This is a genomic window from Nisaea denitrificans DSM 18348 (assembly GCF_000426505.1).
In the GTDB taxonomy this organism is placed as follows: Bacteria; Pseudomonadota; Alphaproteobacteria; order Thalassobaculales; family Thalassobaculaceae; genus Nisaea; species Nisaea denitrificans.
Genome location: NZ_AUFM01000015.1, coordinates 365,572 through 385,734, shown reverse-complemented (window position 1 = coordinate 385,734; position 20,163 = coordinate 365,572). Strand labels below are relative to the sequence as shown.

Genomic DNA, 20,163 nt, shown 5'->3' with positions numbered 1-20,163 from the left:
CGTATCCTATTGCTTTAAGGCAATATCGAGATTTTTGGGCAGAAGCACGTAATATCGACCGGGGGCTGCCATCGGTCCGGCTTTTTCGGCCGCCGTCGGACCGTGGCCCCAGAACACGTCGCCGCGGACCGCGCCCTTGATGGCGCCGCCGGTATCCTGGGCGACGACCAGGCGCTGCAAGGGGCGGCCGCTTTCGTCCGGATAATCGACATCAAGCCAAACAGGCGCGCCGAGCGGGATATACCGCCGGTCAACGGCAAGTGAACGCCCGGCTGTCAAAGCTACGCCCTGGGCGCCGATCGGGCCATCGCCATTGATTCTGCGGAAAAATATGTAAGAGGGGTTCCGGTCCATCACACCGCGCATCTGATCAGGATGACGGTGTAGCCAGTCACGGATGGTCTGCAACGATACCGCCTCGCGCTCTATCTCGCCGCTTTCAACGAGATAACGTCCGATCGGGTAGTAGATGTGTCCATTGTGACCGTCGTAGCCAACCCGCAGCACCCGGCCGTCGTCAAGCCGTATCCGGCCCGACCCCTGAATGTGCAGGAAGAACGCATCAACCGGATCGTCGAGCCAGACCAGCGTCTCCGCATTGTTGCCAAGCGCGCCGGACTCGATTTCCGACCGGCTTTCATACGGGATCAAGCGCCCGCTGCGCAGCCGACCGGCAATACGCTCTCCGCGCAGGCCCGTCCGCCAATCGCCGAGATTGACCAGAACCAGATCGGACGGCTTTGCCAGCAACGGGGTCTCGAAACCGGCGCGCCGTTCCAGCGAACCGTTCAGCTCCGGCTCGTAGTATCCCGTAAAGAGCCCGTCACTCTTGCCGGCCCGGACCTCGTAGGCATCGAACCAGGTCGAGAGAAACTCGCGCACGGTACCGTCGCCGCTGCCGTCGGACAGCCGGGAAAGGGCATCGCAGGCGCCACGCCAGGCGGCAACCGTGCCACCGATTTCTGCCGGTGCGATGGAATCGGTATCGGATTGACGCCGGAGTTTTCCGCAAGAGCGCTTCAAGGCCGGGAGGGCCTCGCTGACCCGGTCACTATTCCAGGACGGCAGTCCCGCAAGGTCGGTCCGCTTATAGCTGACCGGCGGCGAGTCCGCGCGATCCGGATCCTGGTCCGGCGTGCACGCAGCCAGAAGAAAAACTGTCAGCAGCCACAAGCCGCGCCACGTCAAAATATTCTCCAGTCCGTTTCGGACCATTGTGATCGACGCTTTATTCTTCAGGCACACGTGTCGCGACGAGGCGCCAGTTGGGGTCCCGTCCGGCAACATCGCGTTCGAATGTCCAGAGATCGGTCACGGTTTCGATCTTGTCCGGATCGCCGTCGACGACCGACCCATCCTCGGCACGGGTCACCTTTACCTGATCCGTGATGAATTCGACCGTCACGCGGGCAATTGAGCCAACCAGGTGAACTTCGCTGATCAAGGCTGACCGCATGGAGGAAATCGTTGTTTCCTGCGTCTCGCCGGCCTGCTCACGCGCGTCAATCGCACCGGCGAAGGCAGACATCAGATCGTCCGCCAGAAGCGGGCGGAGGCTTTCCTGATCGCCTTTGGCGAAAGATTCGACCACCCATTCAAACGCGGTCCGCGCACCTTGCAGGAACTCGATCTCGTCAAAGGACGGATCGGCCATTTTAAGGCGCATGGCTTCTGACAATTCGCCGTCCTGTTGTTCGGCACTGTCGATTTCCCCGTCACGGCCCGGAAGCTGGATCACGTTATCCGACTTGTTGCCCTGCTCGGGTGCCGGCGAAAACGGGTCGCTGTGACGTTCTTCATGCCCGGTACGTTTTCCAAGCACGCTGCGCAGCTTGAAAACAAGGAAGCCCGCAAGTATTGCGAACAGAATTATCTCGAACAAAGCGGCACCGTCGCCCATATCGCCCTTAACTGCGGGTTTAAAAACCCTTATCCATTGATGAAGAAGTCGCCTTCGGTTTGTACGGCAGATTGGCTGAGTTCTGACCAGAGAGCTGCCGCTTTAACCTTCGGGCGACCGTACTACAGCATACATAGGCTGTCACTTTTGAAAGAACAACTATGGCCCTGATAATCCTTTTCATCTTGATAGGCATCCCGGCCATCGAGATTTACGTCTTTGCCGAAGTGGGCGGGATCATCGGGGGCTGGGCAACGGTCGGCCTGACCCTGCTGACCGCCGCACTGGGTGCAATTATGTTCCGGAGCCAAGGCACAGCCGTTCTGCAACGGGCCCAGGAGCAGCTACAGCGGGAAGAGACACCGCTGGCTGAAATCATTGACGGGGTTGGCCTCCTGCTGGCAGCAGCCTTCCTTTTCCTGCCCGGTTTCGTGACTGACATAGCCGGGTTTCTGCTCTTCATACCGCCGCTGCGCATCGTACTGATCGGCATGTTGTTCCAAGGCGCCGCACGCGCTGCCCACTCTCATGTCTGGATTGTCCGTGGTCGGTCGGATAAAACCTCCTCCGGTTCCAGAACGGTCATCGACGCAGAGTTCGAGGATCTGACGGATACGGACGATAAATCCGATACCGGTGCCGACAAGACCGATCGCAAATTACCGCCGCGCTGATCCAGCCGCATCTACATCCGTATCTGAGGGATTTCACCTGCATGTTGTTCGTCCGTCATGGCCAGTCCGAATTCAATGTCGTCTATGGCGCCACCGGGCGCGACCCGGGGATCGAGGATCCGGCTTTGACCGAGCTCGGGCAGGCCCAGATCCGGCACAGCGCCGAAGCTTTACGCGGGCACGATGTCGATCACATCGTCTCCAGCCCCTATCGCCGGGCGCTTGAAACAGCGCATATCATCGCCGAGGCCATCGACCGCAAGATCCGGATCGAGCCATTGATCCGCGAGCATCGGCATTTTATCTGCGATATCGGACGCACCCGCACGGAGCTGCAGGCTGACTGGCCCCATCTGGCTTTCGACCATATCGACGAGCAATGGTGGACGGACCATCACGAGGAAGAGCATGAGGTTCATGCCAGGGTGAGTGCGTTCCTGAATGCCAACCACCAGCGAACGGACTGGGATCGCGTGGTTTGTGTCAGCCACTGGGGTTTCATCAACCGTCTCACCGGCCTGCCTGTCGGCAACGGAACTGTGGTCAAGGTCCAGCGGGACGGCGCCGGAGAGGTTGTTCACACCCCTGATCCGTGATACCCACGCGCCTTCAAATTGACCCGGCAGAGACAAGATCGAACCGATGACCGACACAGATACCGGTACTGCGCCCGCCCAAAAGGGTGACGCGATCAACACCTTCTCGATGACCGTTGAGGCGCAATACATCAAGGACATGTCCTTCGAAAACCCGAAGGCGCCCTTTAGCTTGCGTGCCGATATTCGTCCCGACATCGAAATTGCTGTCGATGTTCGCGCCGAGCGGATGGCTGACAATGTCTTCGAGGTCATCCTGCTGCTGAACGTCAATGGCGTTCACGAGGGCGAGAAGGTATTCATCGTCGAGCTGTCATATGCCGGTGTTTTCAGGTTCGAAAATGTCCGGCCGGATCAGGCGGAATACGTGCTGATGGTCGAATGCGCCCGGCTGCTCTTCCCGTTTGCCCGCCAGATCATCGGTCAGGTGACAGCCGATGGCGGTTATCCGCCGCTGCATATCCAGCCGATCGATTTCCTGGGCGTGTTCCAGAAGAACGAGCAGCAGCGTCAGGAAACCGGTGGCATCGACGTTGCGGCGGTCGAGACCGAAGGCAACGCCTGATTATTCCGCGGCTTCCCCGGCCCGGTTCCAGATCGGGTCTTTCACCTTGTCCATCAGTGCTGCATGTGCAGCGAGTTCGTCTGGGCTTGCCGCGTGCGGACGCGGCGGCCGGATAACTGCCTCTCGGATTTCCGGCGCGGCTGCTCCGGCCTTTTCCTGCCCCGCAAGCTCAAAACCGGGCTGCCGTCCACCGATCAGTTCCAGATAGACTGACGCCAGCAAATCCGCGTCGACGAGGGCACCGTGCAGATCGCGATGCCCGTTATCGATCTCGAACCGCCGGCACAGCGCATCCAGACTTGCCTGCGCGCCGGGATATTTGCGCCGCGCCATGGTCAGCGTATCGATCGACCGCTCCATCGGCATTTCCGGATGGCCGAGCCGTTTCAGCTCGGCATTGATAAACCCCATGTCGAACTTGGCATTGTGAATAACCAGAGTGGCATCACTGACGAATTCCAGAAACCCGTCCACGATCCCAGCGAAATTCGGATAGTCGGCGAGGAACTCTGTCGAAAGGCCGTGCACCTCGAATGCGCCCTGCTCGACCTCGCGTTCCGGATTGATATAGACGTGATAGCTCTCGCCGGTCGGCACATGATTGACCAGCTCGATGGCGCCGATTTCGATAATCCGGTGCCCCTGTTTCGGATCGATACCTGTCGTTTCCGTATCAAGAACCAGTTCACGCATGTCGAATTCCCAAGTGGCGGAGGATCTTCTTGATCGCCCGGGTGGTAACAGCCAGGCCAAGGCCGGTAGGCAGAATGTAATCCGCACGGCGGCGCTTTTCACGATCCGGCATCTGCTTTTTCAGAATAGAAGAGAGCCGCTCTGCTGTCATGCCGGGACGGGCCAAAACCCGCTGGCGCTGCAAAAAAGCGGGCGCTGATACGACGAAGACATAGTCACAAATCCCCTCTCCACCAGTCTCGAAGAGAAGAGGCACATCAAGCACGGCCGCCCGGCGCCGGGCCCGGCGCTGCAGATCAAGAAATCGGTCCCTCTCGCGGCGCACCAGCGGATGGACGATGGCTTCCAGATCACGCAGCGCATCCGCATCGCCGAAAACAATCTTGCCGAGCCGCTCCCGATCGACCGCCCCGTTGACGACGGCCTCGGGGAACCGGCGGGAAATCGGTGCCACCGCTGGGCCGCCGGCCCGGAAAAGAGCATGCACTGAAGCGTCTGCATCATGCACCGGGAGCCCCAGGCGCCGGAATATCGCGGCTGCAGTGCTTTTCCCCATGCCGATGGAGCCGGTCAGACCGAGGACCAGCATTGATTCAGGTCCTGAGCGCGCTGTGCGTGCGCATGAAATCGAGCAAGGGAAGCAGAGGCAGCCCGAGAACGGTGAAGAAGTCGCCCTCGACCGCTGTGAAAAGCTGGGCCCCGACAGATTCAAGCTGATAGGCCCCGACGGACTCCAGCGCCATGTCACCGACAGTATCGAGATAAGCGTCTATGAACTCGTCGGAGAGGGGGCGGACAAGCAGGCTTGCCGTAGCGATATTGTGCCATATCCGGGTTCCACCGGCGGAAACGACCACGGCACTTATCAAGCTATGGCGCTTGCCGGACAAACGTCGCAGATGCGCGGCGGCGCCTGCCCGGTCTTCCGGTTTATCCAGCCACTCCCCGTCGATATCGAGCATCTGATCGGCACCGATCACCAGCGCTTCCGGCACCGCGCGGGAGACGGTGTTTGCCTTCATTTCGGCAAGAAAGGTCGCGACCTCAGCTGCGCTCGCCCCTTCGGCCCGAAGGCTCCGTTTGAACTCGGACTCGTCGACTGCGGGTTTTCGTATTTCCACGGCCAGGCCCGCCGAGCGGAGCATATCGGCGCGGGTCCGGCTTCCGGAGGCCAGCACGACCGGTTTTTCACCGGTACCGGCAAGATGAGAGGGATCAAAATGCTCGGTCATCAGGATTCCAGACCGTGAAACTTGGCGTATTTCTGAAGCACTGCCGCAGCAGTTTCCTCGATCGAACGACGGGTCACATCGATTACCGGCCAACCGCCTTTTGTGAAGAGTTTGCGTGCATCTATCACCTCGGCACGGACCTTTTCAGGATCGACATAGTCCGTTTCGTTGCTGTGCTGGAGCATCAGCATCCGGTTGCGCCGAACCTGGGTCAGCCGGTTCGGATCGTTGGTCAGGGCGATCACGAACGGCTTTTTCAGGCTGTAAAGCTCTTGCGGCAGTGCAACCCCCGGCACCACCGGGATATTCGCCGTCGCATAGCCTCTGTTCGCGAGATAGAGAGAAGTCGGGGTCTTCGAGGTTCGGGAAACGCCAACGATCACAATGTCGGCATCTTCAAGGTCATGGACCATCTGCCCGTCATCATGCGCCAAGGTGTAGTCCATGGCGCGGATCCGGTCGAAATAGGCCGCGTCCAGTTCATGCTGCCGACCGGGCCGGCCGTGGCTCTCTTGACCCAGAAAGCTGCCCAGGGCATTGACCACCGTATCCAGCACGGAAATGCAGGGAACACGGCGCTGCTGGCAGCCCTTTTCCAACTGCTGGCGAAGCTCCGGATTGACCAGGGTGAAAAGCACCGGCCCCGGATAGACGCTGACCGCAGCGAGCACCTTCTCGATATGGCCCGATGTTCGGACCAGAGACCAGACATGCTCACGTGCACGGACACCCTCGAACTGAACGAGGCAAGCCCGGGCGACCTGATGGTTGGTTTCACCGGTCGCGTCCGACACAAGGTGAAGATGAATATCCGTATCGGTCAAATTCCACATCCGGTTGGGGATAACTGTGTACGATCTGTTTACAGAATCCGGAATCTCTTCCGAAAGAAAAACTGCACCACTTCATGCCATAGCTAGCAGGCCGGTTGTTAATACAGGGACAATCTTTTCCCGACAGATGGACAACTCCCATCCGGCCCAGCGGCGACAAGATATCCCCGCTATTCACAATAACCCGGTGTGATAGATACCGGGGCCTTGCGACGTTTTTACCCCTCCTTGTCCCCGATCCAGCCCTGTATGCTTCCGGCAGAACAGAACTGTGGATGACCTGTGCTGAAACGGTAATCCACAGGACTCACAGCACCACTACAACCACTTCCTACTTATTTATAATAAGATTCTTTGATAGGAGTGGCGCGCTTATCACCAAACGGACAGGCAATCGATGACCGATAAAGCTCTATTGAATGTGCTCGCCGGAAAAACAGCGGAAATCCCGCCGATCTGGCTGATGCGGCAAGCTGGACGGTATCTGCCGGAATATCGGGCGATCAGGGCAGAAGCCGGATCTTTCGTCGATCTTTGCCTCAATCCGGAGATGGCGGCGGAAGTGACTTTGCAGCCGATCCGCCGGTTTGGCATGGATGGCGCTATCCTGTTTTCCGATATCCTGATCGTGCCTTACGGTCTCGGTCAGCCTCTGCGCTTTGTCGAAGGCAAGGGTCCCGTTCTCGAACCGGTGACAGATCGTGCAGCGCTGAAGAGTCTCGATATCAATGGCCTCTCAGAGCGCGTAGGGAACGTCTATGAGACCGTCTCGCGGGTTCGGGCCGCCCTCCCTGCCGAAACCACGCTGATCGGCTTCTCGGGCAGCCCCTGGACCGTGATCACCTATATGGTCGAAGGTGGAAGCAGTAAGGATTACGCAGCGACCAAGCGCTGGGCCTATTCGGATCCGGAAGGCTTTCAGGAGCTGATCGATATCGTGGTCGAGGGCACGATTATCTATCTTCTCGGTCAGGCGAAAGCAGGGGCTGAAGTCCTCAAGCTCTTCGACTCCTGGGCCGGAGTGTTGTCATCGCGGTTATTCCGCATGGCGGTATTGGAGCCGACAAAGAAGATCGTCTCGGCGGTAAAAGCCCAGTATCCGGATCTGCCGATCATTGGATTTCCGCGCGCGGCCGGGGCCCATTATCTCGACTATATCGAGGAAACGGGTGTCGATGCGGTCGCGGTCGACACAGCGATGCCGCTCCGGTGGGCTGTCGAGAACATCCAGACCCGGATGCCGATCCAGGGAAACCTCGATCCAATTGCCTTGCTTGCCGGGGGGGCCGGGCTTGAAGCAGAAGTCGAGAGCATCCTTTCGACGGCAGCCTCGAAGCCATTTATCTTCAATCTCGGGCACGGCATCTTGCCGACCACGCCGATTGAACACGTGGAACAGCTTGTCCGGCAGGTCCGCGCCGGGCGCTGACGCTACTTGCAGGGAGAGATGCGCGCATGAGCTACGAATGGATCAAGGCTCTTCATGTGATCAGCATGGTCGCCTGGATGGCGGGGATGTTTTATCTGCCGCGTCTCTACGTCTATCACGTGGGCGCCGCGGCTGGCTCCGAGCTCTCCGAAACCCTGAAGGTGATGGAAAGACGGTTGCTGCGGGCGATTATTAACCCGGCGATGATTTCGACGTTCATATTCGGTATCTGGATGCTGGTTCTGGTTCCGGACTATCTCTCGGAGCCGTGGATGCATGTGAAGCTTGCCTGTATCGTAATCATGACCGCTTTTCACGGCGGACTGGCGCGCTGGAGACGGCAATTCGCTGCGGATGCAAATCCGCATAGCGAACGCTTCTATCGCATAGCGAATGAAGTTCCGACGATTTTGCTGATCGTGATCGTGATCATGGTAATCGTGAAGCCGTTTTCCGGATGAATTCCATTTTTCTCAAATATTCGGGTTTGACATTAAGCGCTGAAGCACTGTAATTGAAATCAGCGCTGATCGCCTTAGGGCGCTGCGTCAGGTCTTTCCCGCACAAGAACGAATAATAAAAGTCTGCTCTAACCAGCACACTCGTGCGGCTTGCTCATGAGGCCGAACTCTCAAAACATTCGTTATACCTGATCATCGACAGGACGATGCATCTTCAAGAGCTGAAATCGAAGACACCTCAAGATCTTCTCGCATTTGCGGAAGACTTGGAGATCGAGAACGCAAGTGTTCTGCGCAAGCAGGACATGATGTTCGCTATTCTTAAACAATTAGCTGATAACGATCTACCGATCTACGGCACAGGTGTTCTTGAAACACTGCCGGATGGCTTCGGCTTCTTAAGATCGCCTGAATCGAATTACTTACCGGGTCCGGATGATATCTACATCTCTCCGAGTCAGGTGCGGCGCTTTGGGCTGCGCACCGGCGATACGGTCGAGGGGCAGATCAGGGCACCGAAAGACGGCGAGCGGTACTTTGCGCTGCTCAAGGTCAATCAGATCAATTTCGAAGATCCGGACGCGGTTCGCCACCGGATCAATTTCGATAATCTGACCCCGCTGTATCCGGAACAAAGGCTCAATCTTGAGCTCGAAGATCCCACGAACAAGCAGCAGGGTGCCACAACGCGCGTGATCGATCTGATCGCACCGCTTGGCATGGGGCAGCGTGGTCTGATCGTGGCGCCGCCGCGTACCGGTAAAACGGTTATGCTGCAGAACATCGCGCATGCGATTGCCGAAAATCATCCGGACGCCTATCTCCTGGTGTTGCTCATCGACGAGCGGCCGGAAGAAGTGACCGACATGGACCGTTCGGTGAAGGGCGAGGTTATCAGCTCGACCTTCGACGAGCCGGCGTCACGCCACGTCCAGGTCGCGGAGATGGTGATCGAGAAGGCAAAGCGCCTTGTCGAGCACAAGCGCGACGTGGTTATTCTGCTGGATTCCATCACCCGTCTGGCACGTGCCTACAACACGGTGGTGCCGTCCTCGGGCAAGGTGCTGACCGGTGGTGTGGATGCGAACGCCCTGCAGCGGCCGAAGCGCTTCTTCGGTGCGGCCCGGAATATCGAGGAGGGCGGCTCGCTGACGATCATTGCGACCGCGCTGATCGATACTGGCTCCCGAATGGATGAAGTTATCTTCGAAGAGTTCAAGGGTACGGGTAACTCCGAGATCATCCTGGACCGCAAGCTGGCCGACAAGCGGACGTTCCCGGCCATCGACATCACCCGTTCGGGTACCCGGAAGGAAGAGCTTCTGGTGGATCGTGCGACCCTCAACAAGATGTGGGTGCTACGCCGTATCCTGACCCAGATGGGCACCGTCGATGCCATGGAATTCCTGATCGACAAGCTCAAGGTCTCGAAGAACAACCACGATTTCTTCGATGCCATGAATTCCTGACCGGCCATAAAGATCAAAGAAAAGGGCGGAGCCTCCAGGCTCCGCCCTTTTTGTTTGTCCAGAGACCGGATCCTACGGGATCAGTATGGTCGAACCCGTGGTCTTCCGTGCCTCGAGAGCCTCATGGGCAGCCTTGGCTTCTGCCAGCGGGAAGGTCTGGTCGATATGGATCTTCACCGCGCCTGAGGAGACTGCATCGAACAAATCGCCAGCCGTCGCGCGCAGATCTTCAGCGGTCGAGATGTAGTTGAACAGCGTCGGCCGGGTGAAGAAGAGCGAGCCCTTCTGTGCGAAAACCCCGAGATTGACCGGCGGGATCGGGCCGGCGGCCTGGCCGAAGCTGACCATCAGGCCGCGCGGACGCAGGCAATCGAGGGACTTGTCGAAAGTCGTCGCGCCGATCGAATCATAGACCACCGGCAGCATCTTGCCGTCCGTGATCTCCTTCACCCGCTCAACAAAATCCTCGTCATTGTAAAGCACCGGATGATGGCAGCCGTTGGCCTTGGCGATTTCCGCCTTTTCCTTGCTGCCGACAGTACCGATGACGGTGGCACCGAGATGGTTGGCCCACTGGCTGACGATCTGGCCGACGCCGCCGGCCGCGGCATGGATCAGGATCGTGTCGCCCTTGCTGACCTTGTAGATCTGCCGGATCAGGTACTGCGCGGTCATGCCCTTCAGCATCATCGCGGCGGCGGTCTGGTCCTCGACACCGGCCGGGATCTTGACGACGCGGTCGGCGGCGATGTTGCGGGCCTCGGCATAGGAGCCCGGGGGCGGGGAGGCGTAGGCCACGCGGTCGCCGACCTTGAGGTCGGACACGGCGCTGCCGGCAGCCTCGACCACGCCGGCACCTTCCATGCCGATGCCGGCGGGAAGCGGCAGGGGATAGAGTCCGCTGCGGTGATAGGTATCGATGAAATTGAGGCCGATCGCGGTATGCCGCACGGTGATTTCACCCGCGGCCGGGGCCGCGAGATCGATGTCGGTCATTTCGAGAACTTCCGGACCGCCCGGTGTCTTGAACTGGATTGCCTTGACCATGTTTCTTGTTCCCTTGTTTCAGCCGAGATGGGTTTTGAAGAAGTCCGTGGTGCGGGCATTGGCCGTCTTGGCCGCCGCCGCATCGTAATGCGCGCCTCCCTGACGCGCAAAAGCGTGGTCCTGGCCGTCATAGACATGCAGTGTGACCTGCGGATTGTCTGCCAGGCCCGCCTTGATCTTCGCCTGCGCCTCTTTCGGGACGAAACCGTCCTCGGAGGCCATGTGGTTCAGATAGGGTTTTGTAATATTGGAGGATTCTCCAAGAAGATCATCCAGACCAACGCCGTAATAGCTGACAGTGCAGTCGGCGTCGGACCGGGTGGCCATCAGGTAGGCGAGCTTACCGCCGAGGCAATAGCCGACGGACCCGGCCTTGCCGCTGCAGCCGTCCATGGTCCTCAGATGGGCGAGGGCGGCCTTCAGGTCCTCAACGCCCTTGTCCACATCGAAGGCATTGAACAGCGCGAACGCCCTGTCCCATTCGGCCTGGCTCTGGTCGGTGATGTCGATGCCGGGCTCGATGCGCCAGAAAACATCCGGGCAGAGCACGTGATATCCTTCGGCCGCATAGGCGTCCGCCTGGTCGCGCATGACCTTGTTGACGCCGAAGATTTCCTGGATCAGGACGATGCCCGGGGCTTTTCCGCCGCCTGCGGGCGCCGCGTGATAGGCCTGAAAAGAGCCGCCGTCAGCGGCTTTGACTGTCACATATGCCATTGAATGCCTCCCTCCAAAGCTGTCATTGGCGAGAGACTAGGCGTGCGGGCGATCCCGTGTCCACGCTCCGTTGCGGCATGGGTGTCCGTCAAAACAGAGAGAGCTGGTCCGACTCATGGTCGAGCAGGCGCTGCTTGGTGGCGATGCCGCCATCACCGGAAAACCCGGTCAGTTTGCCATTGCTGCCGACCACCCGGTGACAAGGGATGATCAGCGGGATCGGGTTGGAGCCGCAGGCACCGCCCACCGCCCGGGCGACACCGCCGACATGGTCCGCGATATCGCCGTAGGTCCAGACCGTGCCGAAGGGGATTTCCTGCATGGCCCGCCAGACCGATTGCTCGAAAGCGGAGCCGCGATTGAAAGCCAGGGGCAGGTCGAAATTCCGGCGTTCTTTCGCGAAGTAGGCACGTATCTGACGCTCTGCTTCCGCCATAAGATTGGTTGTTGCGTTGTCGGAATGAAGTGCAGGTGTTTCACGTGAAACCCATGTCAGGCCTGTGATGGCTCCGCCCTCTTCGGTCAGGTGAATGCGGCCGATGGGGCTGTTGAAGCTGTGCTGATGGGGCGCGCTCATGGCCGGGCCTCAAGGGCGGTTTGGAACGCTTGCGGATCAACTTCCGGCGCTGAGCAGACCTGGTTGACGCAGAGATAGGCGGCGGGTGCGCCATCGACAGGTCCCTTGCCGTGGGCGGGATGATCCTCCGGAAGCGCGGTGCCGTCCCGGATGATTTGCACGGTCGAAAGGGCCCGTCCGGCGGTGCGGGCGCTATGGGCCAGTGCTTTGGTCTCTGCTGCCTCCGGATCGCCGACAATGACGATCTGCCGGCCATGCAGGAGCCATTCCATGCCGTTGAGCAGGCCGGGAAAGCCCTGTGGCTGTTGCTGGAAGGATCCGGCGAAGGCTTTTGTCAGGGTGTCTGCCCGCTCTGCATAGGCCGTCTTTCCGGTCAAGAGCCAGAGCCGGGCGAGGCATTCGACCAGTGTGCTGTTCCCGGCCGGGGTCACATTGTCGATCGCGGTCTTGGTCCGGAGCATCAGATCCGTCTGGTCGTCGGCCGTGAAGAAGTAGGAGCCGTCCTTTTGATCGCGGAAATGCCGATCGAGGACGGAAACCCATGTCTCCGCTTTCGCCAGGTACGCGGGCTTTCCGGTCGCGGCTTCGAGGGTAAGGGCGGCGAGGATCATGTTGGCATAATCGTCCAGGGTGGCCGCATGCTTTGCCTGTCCGTTCCGGCAGGAATGCAGCAATCGCCCGTCTTTCTCCATATGCTCTGTGATGAAGGCGAAGGCGACTTCGGCCCGGGCTAGCCAGTCCACCTCTCCGAGCAGGATTGCCGCATCGGCGAGCGCCGCAATCATCAGGCCGTTCCAGTCGGCCAGCACCTTGTCGTCCCAGCTTGGGCGGATGCGTTTGTCGCGCTGGGTCAGCAGATGCTGACGGGCGGCGCGTAGTTTGGCTTCGATCTCTTCGGGGAAGGGGCCCTTGCGGTGGCGCCGGTTCAGGATCACCGTGCCTTCCCAATTGCCGCCGGGCGTGACGTCGTAATGTTCCGCGAAGAGCGTCGCGTCGAGCCCGGCTTCCGTCAGGCTTTCGGAGATCTCTTCCGCACTCCAGACGTAGAACTTTCCTTCCTCGCCTTCGCTGTCCGCGTCGAGGGCGGAGGCGAAGCCCCCGCCGTCCGAGATCATTTCCCGGAACAGCCAGTCAATTGTCTCCCGGATACGTTGTTCATAGAGCGGGTTTGGCTCCTGGCGCTGCATCTCGGTCATCAGGGAGACAAGCTGGGCATTGTCGTAGAGCATCTTCTCGAAATGCGGGGCCAGCCATTCCGCATCGGTCGAATAGCGGGCGAAACCGCCGCCCAGATGATCGTAGATCCCGCCCTCGCACATGGCGGTGACGGAGGTCCGCACGGCCTGCAGCATCTGGTTGTTCTGGGTGCGCTGGCCTGTCCGCCAGAGGAATTTCAGGATGGTCGGCTGGGGGAATTTCGGTGCATCGCCGATCCCGCCATAGACCGGGTCATGCTGGGAGAGGAACTGGGCGGCAACGTCCGGCGCGGCCTCCAGCGGGATGCGCGTGCCGGGGTTGCCGGCAAAGACGGTCTCCAGACGTTGCGCGATGGCCGTAACATTGCTCGATACGCGTCCGGGGTCCTCCCGGTAGACGCCTTCGATCTGGCGCAACACATCCCGGAATGCCGGCCGGCCATAGCGCTGATCCGGTGGAAAATAGGTGCCGCCCCAGAACGGCGCGCCTTCCGGCGTCAGGAACATGGTGAGCGGCCAGCCGCCCTGCTGGCCCGTGATGGCGAGCGCGGTCTGATAGATCATGTCGAGATCCGGCCGTTCCTCCCGATCCACCTTGACGTTGATGAACAGCTCGTTCATCACCGCTGCGGTATCGGGGTCCTCGAAGCTTTCGTGGGCCATGACATGACACCAGTGGCAGGCGGCATATCCGACGGAGAGCAGGATCGGCTTGTCCGCCCGGCGCGCCATGGCGATGGTGTCCTCCGACCAGGTCTGCCAATGCACCGGGTTTTCCCGGTGTTGCAGCAGATAGGGGCTGGTTTCCTTGTCGAGCTCGTTGCGCATGGGGCAGCATCCGGGTCGGGGTTGGTATTGTTCTCAAGCTCAAGGTGAGGGCTGCGACCTATGAGGTCCAGCGCTGCGTGTGGCACGGGAGTCTGGAACGGGATGAACGGATCGACGGAAGAGACGATTTACGCGCTTGCCACGGCATCGGGGCGGGCGGGTGTCTCCATGTTCCGGGTTTCCGGCCCGGCGGCATTCGAGGGATTGCGGCGCCTGACGGGCCTGATCGGGATTGAGCCGCGGATGGCTGTGCGGGCGACGGTCTCGGATGGTGAAGGCGCGATTGATGACGGTCTGGTTCTGGCCTTTCCGGGCCCGGCCAGTTTTACCGGCGAGGATGTGGTGGAGTATCAGATGCACGGCGGCCGCGCCGTGCAGTCCGCGATGCTGAAGGCGCTGGCGGCCCAGCCGGGATACCGGATGGCTGAGCCGGGCGAGTTTTCCCGCCGTGCGGTGCTCAACGGCAAAATGGATCTGACAGCCGCGGAAGGCATCGCCGATCTGGTGGATGCGGAGACGGAGGCCCAACGGCTTCAGGCACGGCGGCAGAGTCGGGGCGCGCTGGGCGCGCTGTACCAGGATTGGCGGCAACGGATGCTTCGGGTGCTCGGCCATATCGAGGCGCTGGTCGATTTTCCGGACGAAGATCTGCCGAAAGAGGTCTGGGACGGGATCCGGGGCCAAGTGTATGACCTTGATGCGTCGATTTCGGCTCATTTGGACGATGGCGGGCGGGGGGAGCGCCTTCGAGACGGTCTGCGTATGGCCATTATAGGCCCCCCTAATGCCGGTAAGTCCTCCCTCTTGAACTGGCTCTCCAAAAGGGATGCAGCGATAGTGTCCGACGTAGCGGGTACGACACGCGACATCATCGAGATCCATCTGGACATTTCGGGGTATCCCATCCTGGTAGCGGATACGGCAGGACTTCGAGAAGGGGCGGACTTTATCGAGTCCGAGGGCATTCGCAGGGCACGCGCCTGGGCGGATTCGGCTGACCTGGTCCTCGATCTGGCGGACGCGCGGTCTACCAGGGAGAAAGATGAGGCGGAGCCGGTCTCCGGAAATGCCGAACGGATCTTGATCGCGACCAAAGCTGATGTGCTTTCCGAGGCTGAACGAGGCCTACTTGATAAAGACCGTGTCGCGGTTTCCGTGGCGACGGGTGAGGGCATGGACGGGCTTCTGGCGATGATCGCCGATAAAGCGGCGATCCTGATGGATCTGGGTGAAGCACCGGCACTTACCCGGGCCCGGCACCGTGAAGGGCTGACGGAATCCCTGGAGCATTTGCGCCGCGCGCTCGGACAATGTGCGTTTGAGGCGGATGAGTTTGATGTGGAATACGGTCTCGTGGCTGAGGACTTGCGGCTGGCGGCGCGGGCGCTGGGACGTGTGACGGGAGCGGTTGATATCGAGGAAATCCTCGATCTTGTGTTCTCGGAGTTCTGCATCGGTAAATAGAGCCTCTGTTTCACGTGAAACATGCAGAGCGGATATCGCGAAACAGAGATTGCCTTTTGCCGGGCGTCACAGCATTTTGGGCTACATATTTTCCGCACTGATCCGGAGACGGACGCGATGTACGACGTGATAGTCGTTGGCGGCGGCCATGCAGGCTGCGAAGCGGCCGCAGCAGCGGCCCGGATGGGCGCTCGCACGCTTCTCGCCACCCATAAGATCGAGACTATCGGAGAGATGTCCTGCAACCCGGCAATCGGGGGGCTCGGCAAGGGGCACCTCGTGCGCGAAGTGGATGCGCTGGACGGCATCATGGGGCGCGCTATCGACCGGGCGGGCATTCAGTTCCGCATGCTGAACCGGAGCAAGGGCCCGGCCGTTCGCGGCCCGCGGGCCCAGGCGGACAGGGCGCTGTATCGCGCGGCAATCCGGGACCTGCTTGAAAATCAGGACAACCTGACGATCGAAGCGGCTTCCGTTGAAGACCTGCTCCTGAACGAGTCCGGTGAGATTACCGGGATCGTTGTCGATGGCGGCCGGGAGATCAAAGCCGGTGCCGTTGTGCTGACGACCGGGACGTTCCTGCGCGGCGAGATTCATCTGGGTGAGGAACGTCGCCCGGCTGGCCGCGTCGGTGACGCACCGGCTGTTGCGCTTGCCGAGACCCTGGCGCGCTTTGGCTTCAAGCTCGGTCGCCTCAAGACAGGAACCCCGGCACGGCTCGATGGAACGACAATCGACTGGTCGGGTCTGCAGGAGCAGAAGGCGGATGATCCGCCCGAGCCATTTTCCTATCTGACGGACCGCATCGCGGTGCCGCAGATCAGCTGCCACATCACTTATACGAACCCTGAAACGCACCAGGTCATCCGCGACAACCTGCATCGTTCGGCGATGTATGGCGGACGGATCGAGGGGGTTGGGCCGCGCTACTGTCCCTCTATAGAAGATAAGGTCGTCCGGTTCGAGGATCGCTCTCAGCATCAGATTTTTCTTGAGCCTGAAGGACTTGATGATCCGACGGTCTATCCGAATGGGATTTCGACGTCGCTACCGGCCGATGTTCAGGCGGAAATGTTCAAGACCATCCCGGGTCTGGTGAATGCCCGGATTATCCGTCCGGGATACGCCATCGAGTACGATTATGTGGACCCGCGCGAGCTTTCCCACACTCTGGCGACCAAGAAGATCCCCGGGCTTTATTTTGCCGGGCAGATCAATGGCACGACGGGGTACGAGGAAGCGGCCGCGCAGGGCTTGATGGCCGGCGTGAATGCCGCGCTCCGCACCGGCGGCCAGGAGCATGACTTCGTTTTGGATCGTGCGGACGCTTATATTGGTGTGCTGATCGACGATCTGGTGACCAAGGGGGTGAGCGAGCCCTATCGCATGCTGACCTCACGCGCGGAGTACCGGCTGCGGTTGCGGGCCGATAATGCGGACCAGCGGCTTACGCAGAAGGGCATGGAAATAGGCTGTGTCGGAGCGGAGCGGGCCGGGATCTTCGAGGTCAAGCGTGGCGCGATTCAGAAGGGTCGGGAACTTGCCCTGAGGCTCGGCGATACACCAAACGCGCTGCAGAAAGCCGGAATCAAGATCAATCAGGATGGCGTCTGGCGCAGTGCCTACGATCTGCTTGGGTATCGCACCGTCGGCTGGGATGCGCTCGTTGCGCTCTGGCCGGATCTTGGCGCTCTGGAGCCGGCAGTAGCCGAGCAGGTGCAAATCGACGCGCAGTATGCCGGTTATATAGAGCGGCAGGAGGTAGACGTTGCGGCCTATCGCCGGGACGAGGCGCTGGAGATCCCGGCGGACCTCGACTATGCCCTTATCTCCGGCCTCTCCACCGAGGTGCGCGAGAAGTTCACCAAGGTGGCGCCGCGTACCATCGGGCAGGCGGCCCGGATTGACGGAGTGACGCCCGCAGCCGTTATCCTGCTCCTGCGGTATGTCCGGCGTCTGGCTAAACAAGACGCCGCTTGAAGACGGAGACACCGTGAATCCTGAAGAGTTTGCCGCCCGCGCCGGCGTTTCACGTGAAACGCTGGATAGGCTGAAAATCTACGCAGAGATGGTCGAGCGATATCAGCGAGCCATCAACCTGGTATCCAAAAACACACTCGCCGATATCTGGCGCCGGCACTTTCTGGATTCCGCGCAGGTCTTTCCTGAGTTACCCCAAAATCACACACGCGTTCTCGACCTTGGAAGCGGGGCTGGCTTCCCCGGCATGGTCCTCGCGATCATGGGCGCGCGGGACGTGCATCTTTGTGAATCAGATCAGCGCAAATCGGTCTTTCTGCGGGAAGTGGCGCGGGCCTGCGGAGCCCAGGCGACGGTTCACTCTTGTAGGATTGAGGAACTCGAGCCACTAGATGTAGATGTAGTCACGGCGCGTGCTCTTGCGACTGTCGATGTATTACTCGACTACTCCAAGCCACACCTCAAGGAGGACGGGTGTTGCCTCTTCCTGAAGGGTAGGGCTGTCCAGAAGGAATTGACTACTGCACGGGAAAGGTGGAATATGGCTGAAACCCTCACCCCGAGCTGGTCGGACCCCGAGGGATGTCTCTTGCGCTTGGAGGGCATATCATATGTCAGAAGCAATGGTGCTGAGGGGTGATGCAGCCGTAGCGCCCCGGATTTTGGCGGTTGTTAATCAAAAGGGCGGGGTTGGCAAGACTACGACAGCCATCAACCTCGCGACCGCGCTTGCGGCCTGTCAGAAAAAGGTCCTGGTGATCGACCTTGATCCGCAGGGCAATGCGAGCACCGGACTCGGCGTGCCGCGCAATAATCGTGAGAATGACTCCTACTCGGTCCTGATTGGCGCTTCGCCGATTTCCGAAGCGATCACGGAAACCGATGTTCCCCGGCTTTCCATTGTTCCGTCCTCCGTCCATCTGTCCGGCGCGGAGATCGAACTGGTCACCATGGAAGATCGTGAGTTCCGCCTCCGGGAAGCTCTGGTCCGGCATCTCGCCGCCGGCCGGAACACATATGATTATATCCTGATCGACTGCCCGCCCTCGCTTGGGCTGCTGACCCTGAACGCGCTAGTCGCGGCCGACGCGGTGCTGGTGCCGCTGCAATGCGAGTTCTATGCGCTGGAAGGTCTGAGCCAGCTGATGCGGACCATCGAGCGGATCCGGCAGGCTTTCAACCCGGACCTGGAAATCCAGGGCGTGGTGCTGACCATGTTCGACCGCCGCAACAATCTCTCGCTTGCGGTCGCCGAGGATGTACGGGAGCATTTCGGGGACAAGGTTTACCGGACGGTGATCCCGCGGAATGTGCGGATCTCGGAAGCTCCGTCTCACGGGCTGCCGGTGATTGTCTATGATATGCGCTGCTCCGGCTCGCAGGCCTATATCCATCTGGCCAGCGAGGTGATGAAGCGCGAAAGGAGCATTGCCGCGTGAGCACGGAAGAGGGCAACGCCAAGAAACGCCGTCTCGGACGGGGACTTGCCTCACTGCTTGGCGAGGATGGTTCAGAATCCGGCTCGGTCGACCGGATGCAGCAAAGTCGGACGGTGCCGATCGAGCATGTCCACCCGGGCCGTTTCCAGCCGCGCCGCATTTTCAATGAAGAAGAGCTTGAGGCGCTTGCGGAGAGCATTCGCGAGAAGGGTGTCATCCAGCCGATCCTGCTGCGGCGGGACCCGGACCGGGACGGCACTTTCGAGATCATTGCCGGCGAACGACGCTGGCGGGCGGCCCAGCGTGCGCAGCTCCATGAGATCCCGGCACAGATCCGCGAGTTCGATGACCGCGAAGCACTCGAGATCGCGATCATCGAGAATGTGCAGCGCGAGGATCTCAGTCCGCTGGAAGAAGCGGAGGGCTACCAACGCCTCGTGGACGGTCACGGTCACTCCCAGTCCGATGTTGCGCAAGCCGTTGGAAAGAGCCGGAGTCACGTCGCAAACATGATGCGTCTCCTGGCACTACCGGCAGAGGTCAGAGCGCATCTCGAAGAAGGGGATATTTCCGCCGGTCATGCCCGGGCTCTGCTGACGGCGGAGCATCCGGCGGCACTGGTTTCCGAAGTTGTCCGGCGCCAACTCAATGTACGCGAGACGGAACGTCTGGTGCAGAAGGAGAGGCAGCCGGCTTCGTCCTCGACGCCACGTCAGGCCCGGCAAAAGCGGTCGATCGAAAAAGACGCCGATACCAGGGCGCTGGAGAAAGACCTCTCGGACAAGCTTGGACTGCATGTGGAAATCGCCGCGGGCGTCGATGGTCAGTCGGGCGCGGTGATGATCCGGTATGAGTCCCTGGAGCAACTTGACTCGCTGCTGGCGATCATGAGCGCGCCCCGGACGGTGTCCGCCGACATGAGTACGCCGGCCATGTCCGGGTTTCTGGCGGACGTCCCGGACTATGATCAGGAGACAGCGAACGAAATCGCCGGTGCGGATGGCAACTCCATAGACTTCAGCGACCTGATGGAAGAGGGCGATACGGCGAAACCGGCCTGAAC

At 60.3% G+C, this 20,163-nt stretch carries 21 protein-coding genes; 11 read left to right on the top strand and 10 right to left on the bottom strand.

Annotated elements, in window-relative coordinates; all coding sequences use genetic code 11:
• Positions 1-6: 6 nt before the first annotated feature.
• Positions 7-1,188 (bottom strand): murein transglycosylase A, encoded by a 1,182-nt coding sequence (gene mltA, locus K328_RS0112260; RefSeq protein WP_245577514.1) that lies wholly within the window; start codon positions 1,186-1,188, stop codon positions 7-9.
• Positions 1,189-1,228: 40 nt separating this feature from the next.
• Complete coding sequence (locus K328_RS0112255) at positions 1,229-1,900, bottom strand: Tim44/TimA family putative adaptor protein (RefSeq protein ID WP_028466221.1); 672 nt, start codon at positions 1,898-1,900, stop codon at positions 1,229-1,231.
• Positions 1,901-2,061: 161 nt separating this feature from the next.
• Here K328_RS0112255 and K328_RS25840 point away from each other — a divergent pair, with 161 nt between their 5' ends.
• From K328_RS25840 to secB, 3 genes are read left to right on the top strand one after another with little or no spacing between them, the layout of a single operon-like run.
• The gene (locus K328_RS25840) at positions 2,062-2,574 is read left to right on the top strand and encodes an FxsA family protein (RefSeq protein ID WP_051284835.1); all 513 of its coding nucleotides are present in this window, start codon (positions 2,062-2,064) and stop codon (positions 2,572-2,574) included.
• 41 nt (positions 2,575-2,615) lie between these two features.
• Positions 2,616-3,170 (top strand): histidine phosphatase family protein, encoded by a 555-nt coding sequence (locus K328_RS0112245; RefSeq protein WP_028466220.1) that lies wholly within the window; start codon positions 2,616-2,618, stop codon positions 3,168-3,170.
• A 46-nt stretch (positions 3,171-3,216) separates the two neighbouring features.
• The gene (gene secB / locus K328_RS23795) at positions 3,217-3,735 is read left to right on the top strand and encodes a protein-export chaperone SecB (protein ID WP_051284834.1); all 519 of its coding nucleotides are present in this window, start codon (positions 3,217-3,219) and stop codon (positions 3,733-3,735) included.
• Here the strand turns inward: secB and dnaQ are convergent, their stop codons facing one another.
• The 4 genes from dnaQ to K328_RS23790 are packed head-to-tail and all read right to left on the bottom strand — an operon-like array spanning position 3,736 to position 6,484.
• Positions 3,736-4,428 (bottom strand): DNA polymerase III subunit epsilon, encoded by a 693-nt coding sequence (gene dnaQ, locus K328_RS0112235; protein WP_028466219.1) that lies wholly within the window; start codon positions 4,426-4,428, stop codon positions 3,736-3,738.
• Positions 4,421-5,017 carry a dephospho-CoA kinase gene (coaE, locus tag K328_RS0112230; protein WP_028466218.1) on the bottom strand — a complete coding sequence of 199 codons (597 nt, stop codon included), beginning with the start codon at positions 5,015-5,017 and terminating at the stop codon, positions 4,421-4,423. Before coaE ends, dnaQ begins: the two co-directional genes overlap by 8 nt.
• Positions 5,018-5,021: 4 nt before the next feature.
• Positions 5,022-5,660: a Maf family protein gene (locus tag K328_RS0112225; protein WP_051284833.1), complete on the bottom strand. Its 639-nt coding sequence runs from the start codon at positions 5,658-5,660 to the stop codon at positions 5,022-5,024.
• Positions 5,660-6,484, bottom strand: a complete 825-nt coding sequence (locus K328_RS23790; protein WP_245577512.1) for a pyruvate, water dikinase regulatory protein — start codon at positions 6,482-6,484, stop codon at positions 5,660-5,662. Before K328_RS23790 ends, K328_RS0112225 begins: the two co-directional genes overlap by 1 nt.
• Positions 6,485-6,890: 406 nt before the next feature.
• Here K328_RS23790 and hemE point away from each other — a divergent pair, with 406 nt between their 5' ends.
• From hemE to rho, 3 genes are all read left to right on the top strand, one after another.
• Positions 6,891-7,922, top strand: coding sequence for a uroporphyrinogen decarboxylase (gene hemE / locus K328_RS0112215; protein ID WP_028466216.1), 1,032 nt, complete (start codon positions 6,891-6,893; stop codon positions 7,920-7,922).
• A 26-nt stretch (positions 7,923-7,948) separates the two neighbouring features.
• On the top strand, positions 7,949-8,383 hold the full coding sequence (hemJ, locus tag K328_RS0112210) for a protoporphyrinogen oxidase HemJ (RefSeq protein WP_028466215.1): 435 nt from the start codon (positions 7,949-7,951) through the stop codon (positions 8,381-8,383).
• A 206-nt stretch (positions 8,384-8,589) separates the two neighbouring features.
• Positions 8,590-9,852 carry a transcription termination factor Rho gene (gene rho / locus K328_RS0112205; RefSeq protein ID WP_028466214.1) on the top strand — a complete coding sequence of 421 codons (1,263 nt, stop codon included), beginning with the start codon at positions 8,590-8,592 and terminating at the stop codon, positions 9,850-9,852.
• A gap of 72 nt (positions 9,853-9,924) precedes the next feature.
• Here the strand turns inward: rho and K328_RS0112200 are convergent, their stop codons facing one another.
• The 4 genes from K328_RS0112200 to K328_RS23780 form a co-directional block, all read right to left on the bottom strand.
• Positions 9,925-10,899 carry a quinone oxidoreductase family protein gene (locus tag K328_RS0112200; RefSeq protein ID WP_028466213.1) on the bottom strand — a complete coding sequence of 325 codons (975 nt, stop codon included), beginning with the start codon at positions 10,897-10,899 and terminating at the stop codon, positions 9,925-9,927.
• 18 nt (positions 10,900-10,917) lie between these two features.
• The gene (locus tag K328_RS0112195; protein ID WP_028466212.1) at positions 10,918-11,616 is read right to left on the bottom strand and encodes a dienelactone hydrolase family protein; all 699 of its coding nucleotides are present in this window, start codon (positions 11,614-11,616) and stop codon (positions 10,918-10,920) included.
• Between the two features lie 88 nt (positions 11,617-11,704).
• On the bottom strand, positions 11,705-12,193 hold the full coding sequence (locus K328_RS23785; RefSeq protein ID WP_036553970.1) for a methylated-DNA--[protein]-cysteine S-methyltransferase: 489 nt from the start codon (positions 12,191-12,193) through the stop codon (positions 11,705-11,707).
• Positions 12,190-14,217, bottom strand: a complete 2,028-nt coding sequence (locus K328_RS23780) for a thioredoxin domain-containing protein (protein WP_036553967.1) — start codon at positions 14,215-14,217, stop codon at positions 12,190-12,192. The genes K328_RS23785 and K328_RS23780 overlap by 4 nt, the downstream gene beginning before the upstream one ends.
• Before the next feature lie 102 nt (positions 14,218-14,319).
• On the opposite strand from K328_RS23780, the gene mnmE reads away from it, so the two are divergent.
• The 5 genes from mnmE (at position 14,320) to K328_RS23775 (ending at position 20,161) form a co-directional block, all read left to right on the top strand.
• The gene (gene mnmE, locus K328_RS0112180) at positions 14,320-15,681 is read left to right on the top strand and encodes a tRNA uridine-5-carboxymethylaminomethyl(34) synthesis GTPase MnmE (RefSeq protein WP_028466211.1); all 1,362 of its coding nucleotides are present in this window, start codon (positions 14,320-14,322) and stop codon (positions 15,679-15,681) included.
• A gap of 117 nt (positions 15,682-15,798) precedes the next feature.
• Positions 15,799-17,661 (top strand): tRNA uridine-5-carboxymethylaminomethyl(34) synthesis enzyme MnmG, encoded by a 1,863-nt coding sequence (gene mnmG, locus K328_RS0112175; RefSeq protein WP_036553964.1) that lies wholly within the window; start codon positions 15,799-15,801, stop codon positions 17,659-17,661.
• Complete coding sequence (rsmG, locus tag K328_RS0112170) at positions 17,627-18,301, top strand: 16S rRNA (guanine(527)-N(7))-methyltransferase RsmG (protein ID WP_084608266.1); 675 nt, start codon at positions 17,627-17,629, stop codon at positions 18,299-18,301. Before mnmG ends, rsmG begins: the two co-directional genes overlap by 35 nt.
• Complete coding sequence (locus K328_RS0112165; RefSeq protein ID WP_028466208.1) at positions 18,273-19,100, top strand: ParA family protein; 828 nt, start codon at positions 18,273-18,275, stop codon at positions 19,098-19,100. The genes rsmG and K328_RS0112165 overlap by 29 nt, the downstream gene beginning before the upstream one ends.
• On the top strand, positions 19,097-20,161 hold the full coding sequence (locus tag K328_RS23775) for a ParB/RepB/Spo0J family partition protein (protein WP_084608265.1): 1,065 nt from the start codon (positions 19,097-19,099) through the stop codon (positions 20,159-20,161). Before K328_RS0112165 ends, K328_RS23775 begins: the two co-directional genes overlap by 4 nt.
• The last annotated feature ends 2 nt before the right edge of the window (positions 20,162-20,163 follow it).